The organism is Streptomyces sp. NPDC051940 (assembly GCF_040680895.1).
Taxonomy (GTDB): domain Bacteria; phylum Actinomycetota; class Actinomycetes; order Streptomycetales; family Streptomycetaceae; genus Streptomyces.
Genome location: NZ_JBFAXR010000004.1, coordinates 94,471 through 106,421, shown reverse-complemented (window position 1 = coordinate 106,421; position 11,951 = coordinate 94,471). Strand labels below are relative to the sequence as shown.

Genomic DNA, 11,951 nt, shown 5'->3' with positions numbered 1-11,951 from the left:
GGATTCCCGCGCCCGGCGGCTACCGTGGGCGCACCTCGGGCAAACCTGCCCGCTCGCCCGCGTGCCGTCAGAACGCCATCGCGCCCTTCCGGATCAGCTCGTCCGCCGGATCGTTGACCGGCTGCGGGGTGCCCGTGAGGTCCATCACGTACAGCGGGATGTGCAGCTCGTCCGCGCGGGAGCGGGCGTCGCGGGCGTACCCGGCGAGGGAGAAGAAGACCGCGATCGCGGACTGGTTGAGGCCGTTGAGCCACAGGCACTCGATCTCGCGCAGCGGCGTCGGGGCGGTGGTCGGGTCCACGTGCGCCAGCACCCCGTTGCCGCGTATGTCTATGCCCGACGCCGGCCGGTCCTCCGCCTGCGTGACCTCGCCGTAGCCGAGCCACTTCAGATACTGCGCCGCCGCCGTCACCGCGTCCCGCGCGGTGCGGATCGTCACGGGCCGGAACGCCGGCCGGTCCACGGGCTGCGTCTCCCGCTTCCTGCGCGCGGGGGCGGCCGGGGCGGGGGCGGCGGACGTCAGCGGTGCCACCGGCATGCGGATGACGGCGCCGCAGGGGCAGGTCCACTCGGGCTGGGGCCATTCGTCGGCCCGGGAGCAGGACGGACAGCGTACGGTGACCCACGAGTTGCGCCAGGTGCGCTGCCGCATCTGCACCGGCGTACCCCCGCGCAGCAGCGGCATCGTCAGCGGCGCGCCGCACGCGCACGGGAAGGTGGGTGGGGTGAACGAGTGCTCACGGCGGCACACGGGGCATCGCACCGGAACGCTCTCGGCCATGTGCAGCTCCTGGGGGCCGTAGCGACGGAAGACCGGGGCCAATTATTGCGCCGAGCGTAGCCGCCTCGCTACGCAATGTCCCATCTCCGGGCCGAGATCGGACGACACGGAGCGCGGGCGCCCGGGGACCGTCCCGGGTGCCCGCGCTTCGTGGAGGGTTGCCGTCCGGCGCCGCTCGCGCCGGACGGAGTCCCCGTGGTCCCCGGTCACCCCTCATCCGGACCCGGGACCACGGGAAGCACGGTGTGCGGTCAGTCCTCGCGCAGGGCCCGGACGGCCTCCTCCACGCGGCGGCCGTACTCCGGGTCGGCGGCGTGGAAGTGGGCGAGGTTCTTCTCGATCACGTCCTCGCGGGAGACCTGGGACAGGCCCCCGGCGATGTTCGCCACGAGGCGCTTCCTCTCGTCCTCGGACATCAGCCGGTACAGCTCGCCGGCCTGGAGGAAGTCGTCGTCCTTGGCGTGCTGCGCGGCGGCGTGCGTGCCGGTCCAGCCGGTGACGGCCAGCGGGGCGGAGAGCGGCTGACCGGTCTCGACGGGGCCGCCGTAGGAGTTGGGCTCGTAGTTCTTGGCGCGCCGGCCCCGGGAGTCGGCGGCCATCAGGCCGTCGCGGCCGTAGGTGTGCGCGGTGGTCGCCTTCGGGGCGTTCACGGCCAGCTGGGTGTGGTTGACGCCCAGGCGGTAGCGGTGCGCGTCGGCGTACGCGAAGAGCCGGCCCTGCAGCATCTTGTCGGGCGAGGGGCCGATGCCGGGGACGAAGTTGTTCGGGGAGAACGCGGCCTGTTCGACCTCGGCGAAGACGTTGTCGGGGTTGCGGTCCAGCACCAGCCGCCCGACCCGCTGGAGGGGGTGGTCGGCGTGCGGCCAGACCTTGGTCAGGTCGAACGGGTTGAAGCGGTACTCCGCCGCCTCGGCCGCCGGCATGATCTGCACGTACAGCGTCCACGACGGGTACACGCCGCGCTCGATGGACTGCAGCAGGTCGGTCTGGTGGCTGCTGCCGTCCCGGCCGGCCAGCTCCGCCGCCTGCTCGCTGCTCAGACTGCGGACGCCCTGGTTGGTCTTGAAGTGGTACTTGACGAAGAACGCCTCGCCGGCGGCGTTGGTCCACTGGTAGGTGTGCGAGCCGTAGCCGTTCATGTGCCGGTACGACGCGGGGATGCCGCGGTCGCCCATCAGCCAGGTCACCTGGTGGGTGGCCTCGGGGGCGTGCGCCCAGAAGTCCCAGACGTTGTCCGGCTCCTGGCGGCCGGTGAAGGGGTCGCGCTTCTGCGAGTGGATGAAGTCCGGGAACTTCACCGGGTCCTTGATGAAGAACACCGGGGTGTTGTTGCCGACGAGGTCGTAGTTCCCCTCCTCGGTGTAGAACTTCACCGCGAAGCCGCGCGGGTCGCGCACCGCGTCGGCGCCGCCGAGGGAGTCCGCGACGGTGGAGAAGCGCAGGAACAGCTCCGTGCGCCGGCCCACGCTGCTCAGGAAGTCGGCCCTGGTGTACGCGCTGACGTCGTCGGTCACCTCGAAGTGGCCGTACGCGCCGGAGCCGCGGGCGTGCACCACGCGCTCCGGAATGCGCTCGCGGTTGAACCGGGCGAGCTTCTCCAGCAGATGCTGGTCCTGGATGAGCAGCGGGCCGCCGACGCCGGCGGTGGCGGAGTTCTGGTTGTCGGCGACGGGGGCGCCGGACTCGGTCGTCAGCGTGGGCTTGGCCATGGTGGGACGCGGGACCTTTCGTAACGGCTGTGCGGTGGGACGGGTGTTCCGGACGGCGCCGCCTGGGCGCGACAGGACTGTGTCGGCGGCGCCGTCCGGAAGTTCGGGGTGCCTCGGCGCTGCCTTTCGGCCGCCGAGCCGCGGGGCGGTGGGGCGGCGGGGTCAGGCCGCCGGGGTCGAGAGCCGCTCCACGGACTTGAGCAGCGCGGAGTGGTCCAGGCCGCCGTCGCCCTGGGCGCGCAGCGACGCGACCAGCTGGGCGACGACCGCGCCGACCGGGAGGGCCGCGCCGACGTTGCGGGCGGCGTCGGTGACGATGCCCATGTCCTTGTGGTGCAGGTCGATCCGGAAGCCGGGCGTGAAGTCGTGCTTGAGGAAGTTCTGCATCTTGCGGGTCAGCACGGTGGAGCCCGCGAGCCCGCCGTTCAGGACCTCCAGGGCGGCCTCCATGTCGGCGCCGGACTTCTCCAGGAAGACGACGGCCTCGGCGCAGGCCTGGATGTTGACGGCGACGATGAGCTGGTTCGCGGCCTTCACGGTCTGGCCGGCGCCGTGCGGGCCGCACAGGACGATCGTCTTCCCGAGCCTTCCGAGGATCGGGCGGGCCTCGTCGAAGACCTCCCGCTCACCGCCGACCATGATCGACAGTACGGCCTCGACCGCGCCGGCCTCACCGCCGGAGACCGGGGCGTCCAGCACGCGGATGCCCTTCGCCCGGGCGTTCGCCGCCAGGTCGACGGAGGTCTGGGGGGTGATGGAGGACATGTCGATCAGCAGGGCGCCGGAGCGGGCGTTCTCCAGGATGCCGTCCTCGCCGTAGGCGATCGCCTCGACGTGCGGGGAGGCGGGGACCATCGTGATGATCACGTCCGCGTCCCGCACCGCCTCGGCGATGCTCGCGGCGGCGGTGCCGCCGGCGGCGGCGAGCCGGTCGAGCTTGTCCTGCTCGAGGGTGTAACCGGTGACGTCGTAACCGGCCTTGACCAGGTGCTCCGACATGGGGGAGCCCATGATGCCGAGGCCGATCCAGGCGATCTTGGGGAGGGTGCTCATGAGGGTGTCCTTCTGTGGTGTGCGGTGCGGATGCGTGGGCTCAGCGCGGGGCGTGGGTGCGTGGGCTCAGCGCGCGGGGCGGATGCGTGGGCTCAGCGCGCGGCGCGGTGCTCCGGCGGCAGCCAGCCGAACGACTGCGCGCTCCCGGCGGGGCCGGCCTTGTACTCCAGGCCCACCTGCCCCGCGTAACCCGCTTTCCGGAGCCGGCCCAGCAGCTCGGCCAGCGGCAGCGACCCCGTGCCGGGGGCTCCGCGGCCCGGGTTGTCGGCGATCTGGACGTGGCCGGTCTTCTCCGCGTACGCGTCGACGACCTGCTCGAGGTCCTCGCCGTTCATCGACAGGTGGTACAGGTCCATCAGGAACTTCGCGTTGCCGAGGCCGGTCGCCGCGTTGACCTTGTCGACGACCTCGATCGCCTTCGGGGCGCTGACGATCGGACACAGCGGCGACTCGGGGGCGTTCAGCGCCTCGATCAGCAGGATCGCGCCGACCCGGTCCGCCTCGCGGGCCGCGAGCACGAGGTTCTCCAGCGCCAGCTCGTCCTGGACCGCCGGGTCCACGCCCTCGACCCGGTTGCCGTACAGCGCGTTGAGCGCGGTGCAGCCCAGGGACCGGGCGAAGTCGGCGGCGACCTTCAGGTTCGCGCGGAACTTCGCCGACTCCTCGCCGGGGACGGAGAGCGCGCCGCGGTCGGGGCCGGGCAGCTGCCCGGCGTAGAAGTTCAGGCCCACGAGCCGGACGCCGGCGTCGTTCAGCGCGTCGCGCAGCGCGTCCGTCTCCGCCTGCCCGGGCGTGGGGGAGTCGATCCAGGGCCACCACAGCTCGACCGCCGTGAAGCCCGCCGCCGCGGCGGCCGCGGGGCGCTCCAGCAGCGGGAGCTCGGTGAACAGGATCGAGAGGTTCACATCGAAGCGCTGGTTCTCGAAGCCCGTGAGGGGTGCGTTCTCGAAGCCCATGAGGGGTGCGCGCTCCTTCCGTATTGCGGAATATTGATTCTGCTGAATGGAAAGAGAGTGCATGGAGGCCGGCGGGGCTGTCAAGGGTCCGCCGGCCTGTCAGGGGTTGCCCGTCAGGGATCCACGCGCAGGGAGCCGCCGTCCGGGAGCGTGACGACCACCGTCCCCTCCTCGTCGACGGCTACCGTGATCGCCTCCCGCAGCGCCTGCGGCTCCGGTACGTCACGGGTCAGGGCGACGAGCGAGACGTGCACGGTCCGGCCGCCGGGATGGTCGGCGAGATGCAGGCACGGGACGGCGGAGTGCGGGCCGAGGGCGTTCGACTGGACGTCGCGCTCGACCGAGGCGTTCGCGTCCCAGCCGTACAGACCGGCCACCGCGCTGCTCAGCCCGTCGGCCGTGGTGGCCGTCGCCCAGCCCGCCCCGCGTGCCGCCGCCGGCCGCATCCGTCCCGCCACGGCGTAACCGCCCTCGCGCACGCGCACGCCCCGCGGCGCCTCGACGTGGTGGACGCGCAGCTCCCACGGGCCGTGCAGCAGGCTGGTGGTACGGATCGTCCCCTCGCCGTCCGGGAGCCGCGCCGTGTGCCAGGAGGAGGCACGGCGGTCCTCGCAGGTCAGGGGGTGGATGCGGGTGCGCCGGGACGGGGTGCCGTCGGGGCCCAGCAGGGCGATGTGGCCGTCGACGGCGCGGGTGAAGGCGTGCGGGGCGGACTCCGGGGCGGTGGCGGAGGAGTAGCCGAGCTTGGCGTAGTGCGGGTCGTCGGCGCCCTCGCCCTCGGGCGGGTTGTGGTCGCTGCCGTGGTTCACCAGGCGCACGATGCCGTCGTGCTGAGTGCCGTGCAGGAGCCAGCCGGGGGCGGGCAGAGCGGTGTATCGGTCGCCCTCCTCGACCGGCAGCGGCTCCTCGCGGGCCGTCCACACCGGGTGGTCCGGCGGCAGCAGCAGTCCGAGGAAGCCCTTGCTCGCCCAGTAGGGAGACGCCGGCCCCGAGTAGGGCTGCGTGGCCGGCAGGAACGTGCCGTACCAGCCGAGCGGCAGCAGCCCCCGCTCGTCCGGTACGCCGCGCTCGGCGAAGTGGCGCACCGTGCCGGACGCGAGGCGCCGGGTGAGGCCGGGGGCGAGCGGGGTGCAGTCGGCGAGGGCGCCCATCCACACCGGGGCGACGGCGGCGAACCGGTAGGCCAGTGAGCGGCCCTGGTGGACGGGGGCGCCGTCGGAGCCGAAGAAGTGCGGGTAGGTGGTGAGGAACGCGTGCAGGCGCTCGCGGTAGACCTTCGCGCGCTCCTCGCCGTGCGGGCCGGCGATCCGCGACCACAGCAGCGGGTAGAGGTGCAGCGCCCAGCCGACGTAGTAGTCGAAGTTGCGGCCGTCGCCGTCGGTGTACCAGCCGTCGCCGGCGTACCAGCCCTCGATCCTGTCCAGTCCGTCGTCGATGTCCTGCCTGCTGTGCGGCGCGCCGACCGAGGCCAGGAACTCCTCCGAAACGACCTGGAAGAGCCGCCAGTTGTTGTCCCAGGTGCGGTGGCCGACGAAGCCGGAGAGCCAGTCGACCACCCGCTCCTGGACCCGGGGGTCGAGGCGGTCCCAGATCCAGGGGCGGGTCTCGTGCAGGCCGACGGCGATCGACGCGGCCTCGACCATCTGCTGGGAGCAGTCGGTGATCCGGGGCCAGGCCTCGCCGGACGCCTGGTCGACGCCGTTTGTCAGACCCCGCGCGTAGCGTTCTGTGAGCCGGGGATCAACGTCCCCGGCCGCACCGGCCATCCGGAAGGAGGCGAGCAGGAATGACCGCGCGTAGCCCTCGAGTCCGTCCAGGACCACGCCCGACCAGCTGCCCCGGCCGGGCAGCCGGTACTGGGCGAAGCCGGGCGTGGCGTACGGCACCAGCGCGTCCAGCATCCGGTCGGCGACGGCCTCCCAGTGCGCCCGCGTCCAGCCGGTACGGGGGGAGCGGACGCGGTCGGTCGGGGGGAGGGGCAGGTAGGGGGGCGTGGGCATGGTGGGGGGTGGTCCTCCTCTTTCTGGCGGGGTTGCTATTCGGTGAGCGTGCTCGGGTCCACCGGCGGCTGGGGCAGGCCCAGCGCGGCCATCTCGGCGATCCCCGCCGCGTCGATGGGGTAGGCCCACCTGCGGGTCAGGAAGTCCGTCAGATCGTGGCCCGTGACGCGGCTCAGATACGTGCCGAAGGCGCGGTAGCGCAGATGGTTCTGGGTCGCCCAGTCGGACTGGGGGTTCTCCAGCCGGATCAGCCGGTGCAGTTCGGGCCAGATCCGGGTGCCGAAGGCCAGCTCCAGCTGGCGCAGCGAGACGAGCTTCTCGTACGCGCCGAAGGCCCGCTCGAAGTCCAGCCCCTCCGCGCCGAGTTTGGGCAGCGCCGTCTGGTACCAGTTCAGGCCGGTCGTGGCGTTCACGGTGAGGAGGTTCGAGCGCTGGCCGAAGGCGCGCTGGCAGGCGAGCGAATAGATGTTGACCGTGACCTCGGTGAGCGCGGCCGGCTTGTACGCGAACTGCTGATGGAGGTGGCCGAGTTCGTGGTAGAAACCCCAGCCGCGGTCCCGTACGCCCTCGACGGTGACCAGCCGGTCGAGATAGGCGCGGGGGAAGCCGTTGAAGCCGTGGGTGGCATACGCGCCCACGCCTGACGGCACCCGGGTCACCTCGATGAAGTGGTAGCGCCCCGCCTTGCGGGCGTGCAGCGGGCGTGATCCGTCCAGGCCGCTCACCTCGGCCTCCGTGGCGACGAGCCGCTCGACCAGGTTCATCAGCTCGGTGTGGTCCTGGTCGCGGTACAGCAGCGCGGCCTCGCGGGTGACTGTGATGATCGCGTAGGGGGAGAGGAGCTCCACGTACGGGGAGGAGGTGCGGGCGTCGAGCTGGTCCTGGAACGCGCCCTCGGGGGTGCGGCCCAGCTCGAACGCGGCCATGCGCTCGGCGCCGGAGGCGAAGGAGACGGCGGCGCGCTCGCCGTCCCCGGCCAGACGGAGGTAGACGGGGCCGCCGTAGGGGTCGGTGACGGTGTTGAGCCCGGCGGTCAGCTGGTAGGTGCGGGGCGATCGCTGGGCGGGGTCGAGGTGGTAGTAGTCGTACGTCCCGATGTGCAGCGTCGGCAGTACGCCGTCGAGCGGGGTGACGACGACCTGGATCCGCCGGCCCGGCGGGGCGTAGTGCCCGGTGGGGATGAAGTCGCTGCCGCGCAGCGCGGCGGCCAGCCGCAGCCGCTCGGGCTCCCCGGCGGCGAACGCGGTGGCGTCGACGGTCGCGGAGGCGGTGGCGGCGGTGGTCGCGGAGGCGGTGGTCGCGTGTGCGGACCCGGTGGCGAGCAGGGTGGCGGCGCCGGTCCCGGCTAGGGCGGTCAGGGCGGTGCGGCGGCTGAGGGGGGAGGTGCGCATCCGGACTCCTGGGCGGGTTGGGGGTGTTGGCGGGGTGCGGAGTCAGGATGTAAGCGGTTGCTATCGAGGCGCAAGAGGGGGTGGGGAGTTACTACGGTTTTCTATGGGTGGAGGGGGTGCGGTCGGGAGTAAGCGCTCACTTCTCGCGGTCGAGTTCGGTGAGTTCTTCGAGTTGGTCCTGGCGGCCGGTCTCCAGATGCGCGATGTCACCGCCGGAGTCCAGCGCGGCGTTGAGGAGGAAGGCCAGGGAGGTGCCGTAGACGGGGATGTCGGCCGGGTCGTCGATCAGGTGGTAGCGGGCGCCGGGCGGCTCATCGCGCTCGCCGGTGGCGGCCTCGATGCGGCAGACGACCCAGTGGGTCGCCTGCGTACTGGGTTCGTCGAACGCGCAGATGCTTCGCCCGCCCGCGAGGTCGATCATCGCCGTGATCATGCCGCCCCCCGGGCCCCGCCACACGATGCGGCGCTCGTCGGCCGGAAGGACGCGCCATGGGCTGGAGCCGCCCTCGAACAGGGTGGCGGAGCCGATGCGGCGGTAGACCGCCATGGCTTCGGCGGAGCCGCCGTGCGGCGATCTTGTCTGGAGCGGCGGTGTGGTGGCGTGGTCGCGCACGATCCTGTCCAGCACGTCGTCGATCTCGACCGCCGCCGCCGTGAGATGCCAGCCCGCCACGGGCCGCAGCGCCCCGTCCTCGTCCTGTGTGACGCCGACCAGCCCGGCGTGCAGGGCGACGGCCCGGTTGTCGCCCGCGACGCGGTCGTTGACGTTGACGACCACGCGCGACAGGGTCGCCGGCACGTCGTCGCTGCGCACACCCGGGCCCCGGTAGAAACCGCGGCTGTCAGGTGCCACGTCGCGCGGTTCGCCGAGCGGCAGCTCCAGCAGCGGGTTGGGCCGGCCGAACACCCCGGCGTCGCGGAGATACGGATAGAACCGTGCGGCCCATCCGGTGACCACCCTGCCGCCGTAGGCATCGATGGGGCTGTAAATGCGGCGCCAGAACGCCGTGTCGACATCCCCCGCCGCCGCCCGTGCGAACTGCTCGGCGATCGGGGCGAGCGACCGGCACCAGGTCTCCAAGCGGAAGGTCTCGGCGATCGCGTCCACCCGCGCGCGGATCGTGAGCCAGTCCTCGGCCGTACCGATGAGGGTGATCGACGGGATGCCGCACACAAAGCGCATCCACACCGCGAAATACGACGCGTACGCGTCGAGCGCCACGACGCGCCCCGCCGTCCGCTCCACGTCCGTGCTCGTGGAGAAGTCGCACGCGAACAGTCGCGCCGCAGCCGACTCGGTGGTCAGGAGCTTGTCCACCGACTCCACGAAGTCCCGCCAGGAGTCCGCGTCGACGGGCATCCCGCCGGGCACGACGACCTCCAGCCGCTCGCGGCCCGCGTGCGACACCAGCAGCGGCCGCAGCTCCTCCGCGTGCAGCCGGACGTGCTGGGCCACGCCCTGCAGGATCGTCAGCCACACCGCGTCCGGCGACAGCACCAGCGGGCGGTGCCCGGCGAAGGCGAGCCCGGTCGCGGCGAGCAGCGGGTGCACGCCGTTCGGTTCGAGGACCGGCAGTGCCGGATCGCCGCCGATCGCCAGGGCGTCGGGCGTCACTTCGCGGAGCGGGCGCGTGGGCAGCGGTTCGGCGGCGGGCGTCACGTCGTCGACGGCGAAGGTCACCATCGGCTGATCGTACAAACCGCGCACCGTGCCCGACCCTCAACCACCGTCAGCCGTGAGCGGACACCCCCGCCAGGGGCTTCACCCCCGCCGCCCCCGGGCCGCCACCGAGTCCCGTACCACGATGTGCGTGCCCAGCCGCAGCGCGCCGCTGAGGGGTTCGCGCCACTCGTCCTCGTCCTCCGCCGGGACCGCGAGGCGTACCGCCTGGCGGCCCATCTCCTCCAGCGGTACGTGCACCGTCGTCAGCCGCGGACGCAGCTCCTGGGCCACCGGGACGTCGTCGTAACCGACCAGCGAGACGTCCCGCGGCACCCGTATGCCCGCCTCCTCCAGGGCCTGCAGCGCGCCCGCCGCGACGATGTCGTTCGCCGCGAAGACGGCCGTGAACTCCAGGCCGTCCCGCATCAGCTCCGTCAGCCGGCGGTAGCCGAACGCCCGGCTGAACGCGCCGGGCTGCTCCAGCGCCGGATCCGGCGTGACCCCGCGCAGTTCGAGCGCGCGGCGGTGGCCCGCGAGCCGGTCGCGGGTCGTCGACAGGCCGGGCGGGCCGCCCAGGTACAGGATCCGCTCGTGGCCCTGGGTGAGCAGATGGTCGGTGATGGCGAACGCGCCGCCCTCGTTGTCGTACTCCACCGACACCGTCGGCGTCCGGTCGCCGAGCGACGGCCGCCCGCACAGCACCAGCTTCGACCCGCCCGCGTCCAGCTCCCGCGCCCGGCGCGCCAGCTCCGAGGTGTACGTCCGGTCGGCGACGGATCCGCCCACCACGATGACCGCGTCGGCCCGGCGCTCGTGCATCAGGTCGATGTACGCCAGCTCCCGCTTGGGGTCGCCGTGCGTGCAGCAGACGAGGCAGAGCCGGCCGCCCTGGGCGGCCTGCTGCTCCACGCCGCGGGCGATGTACGCGAAGAAGGGGTCGATCACGTCCGTCACGATGATGCCGACCGTGCGGCCGGAGGCCCCGGCCAGGGCGCGGGCGTGCGCGTTGACGACGTAGCCGAGCTCGCGCATCGCGGTCTCGACGCGTTCCCGGGTGGCGCCCGCGACCGGGTAGTTGCGGTTGAGCACCCGGGAGACGGTGGCCGTCGACACCCCGGCGCGTTTCGCCACGTCCGTGACCGTGGCCCGGCGCTGTCCGTCCGCCCCCGTGCTCCCGCGCATACCGCTCATCCTCTGCCTCGTCCGTGTCGCTGCCGAGCCTATGGCCTGCGGGCCCGGAACCGGACCCGGTCCGCGCTCCGGGACCTCGCTGGCCCGCGATCCGGTCCCGGCCCGCGCGGCGAGTGGTACGGTCCCGGCTCCGCGTGGTCCGAGCCCATCGGCCCCTCCGGCACCCTTAGCGCCTCTGGCAGCTCCGACCCCGCCGGCCCCCCACCCCCCGCTCACGCGATCCGCTCCAGATCCCCGCGCCGTACCGGATGGTGCAGCGGCACCCCGTGTGCGAAGCGCGTCAGCTCGTCGACCGCCAGCGCGCCCAGGCGGCCGACCTCGTTGCCCTGGGCCCCCGCCAGATGCGGGGTGATGAAGGCGTTCGGCAGGTCCCACAGCGGATGCCCCGGCGGCAGCGGTTCCGGGTCCGTGACGTCGAGGACCGCGTCGATGCGGCCGCTCGCCACATGCCGGGTCAGCGCCTCCGTGTCGACCAGCCCGCCGCGCGCCGTGTTCACCAGCAGCGTGCCGGGCCGCATCAGGTCCAGCCGGCGCGCGTCCAGCAGCCCCCGGGTCTCGGCGGTGTCGGGCGCGTGCACGGTGACCACGTCGCTGCGGGCCATCAGGGAGTCCAGGTCGGTCGGTTCGGCGCCCAGCAGCTCGGCCTCGGCCGGTGTGACGTACGGGTCGTGCAGCAGCACCGTGGCGTCCAGCACCCGCAGCAGCTCGATCACCCGGCGGCCGGTGCGGGAGCCGCCGACCACGCCGACGGTCAGGCCGTTGGTGCCGAGCCAGTGGTGGCGGTCCAGGTCGTCGCCCGTGCGGTGGGTGCGCCGGGCGTGGAACAGCGAGGCCAGCGGGAACGCCCGCTTGGCCCCCAGGATGATGGCCGCGAGCGTGAACTCGGCGACCGGGACCGCGTTCGCCGCCGCCGCGGAGGAGACCGCGATCTCCCGGTCGTACACCTCGGGCGACAGAAACGGTTTCACCGTTCCGGCCGCGTGGATCACCGCCCGCAGCTCCGGGGCGCGCGCCAGCAGCTTGGTGTCGACGCGCGGGCAGCCCCAGCCGGTGAGCAGTACCTCGGTGGTGGCCAGCGCCGCCGCCGCCTCCCCGGAGTCGAACGAGTCGAGTCCGTACGGTAGTTGCAGGTCGGCGACCTCCTCCAGGCGGACCCGGACCGGCGGGGGGAACACCTGGTCGAGCAGCTCGGGAGACAGGACCAGCA

Annotated in this window: 9 protein-coding genes; all 9 read right to left on the bottom strand. The window is 73.0% G+C overall.

Annotation, left to right across the window (positions count from 1 at the left end; genetic code table 11):
* Positions 1-67 precede the first annotated feature (67 nt).
* Complete coding sequence (locus AB0M28_RS03375) at positions 68-781, bottom strand: hypothetical protein (RefSeq protein WP_365396931.1); 714 nt, start codon at positions 779-781, stop codon at positions 68-70.
* A gap of 251 nt (positions 782-1,032) precedes the next feature.
* The gene (locus AB0M28_RS03370; protein ID WP_365396928.1) at positions 1,033-2,490 is read right to left on the bottom strand and encodes a catalase; all 1,458 of its coding nucleotides are present in this window, start codon (positions 2,488-2,490) and stop codon (positions 1,033-1,035) included.
* Between the two features lie 162 nt (positions 2,491-2,652).
* Entirely contained in the window at positions 2,653-3,543 is an 891-nt protein-coding gene (locus AB0M28_RS03365) for a 2-hydroxy-3-oxopropionate reductase (protein ID WP_365396925.1), read from the bottom strand.
* Positions 3,544-3,635: 92 nt separating this feature from the next.
* Positions 3,636-4,499, bottom strand: coding sequence for a TIM barrel protein (locus AB0M28_RS03360; protein ID WP_365396922.1), 864 nt, complete (start codon positions 4,497-4,499; stop codon positions 3,636-3,638).
* A 113-nt stretch (positions 4,500-4,612) separates the two neighbouring features.
* Complete coding sequence (locus tag AB0M28_RS03355; protein ID WP_365396919.1) at positions 4,613-6,499, bottom strand: DUF2264 domain-containing protein; 1,887 nt, start codon at positions 6,497-6,499, stop codon at positions 4,613-4,615.
* A 35-nt stretch (positions 6,500-6,534) separates the two neighbouring features.
* Positions 6,535-7,890 carry a M60 family metallopeptidase gene (locus AB0M28_RS03350; RefSeq protein ID WP_365396916.1) on the bottom strand — a complete coding sequence of 452 codons (1,356 nt, stop codon included), beginning with the start codon at positions 7,888-7,890 and terminating at the stop codon, positions 6,535-6,537.
* A gap of 136 nt (positions 7,891-8,026) precedes the next feature.
* The gene (locus tag AB0M28_RS03345) at positions 8,027-9,574 is read right to left on the bottom strand and encodes a DUF4419 domain-containing protein (protein WP_365396913.1); all 1,548 of its coding nucleotides are present in this window, start codon (positions 9,572-9,574) and stop codon (positions 8,027-8,029) included.
* 78 nt (positions 9,575-9,652) lie between these two features.
* Complete coding sequence (locus AB0M28_RS03340) at positions 9,653-10,735, bottom strand: LacI family DNA-binding transcriptional regulator (RefSeq protein WP_365396910.1); 1,083 nt, start codon at positions 10,733-10,735, stop codon at positions 9,653-9,655.
* A gap of 221 nt (positions 10,736-10,956) precedes the next feature.
* Positions 10,957-11,943, bottom strand: coding sequence for a hydroxyacid dehydrogenase (locus tag AB0M28_RS03335; protein WP_365397090.1), 987 nt, complete (start codon positions 11,941-11,943; stop codon positions 10,957-10,959).
* Between the last annotated feature and the right edge of the window lie 8 nt (positions 11,944-11,951).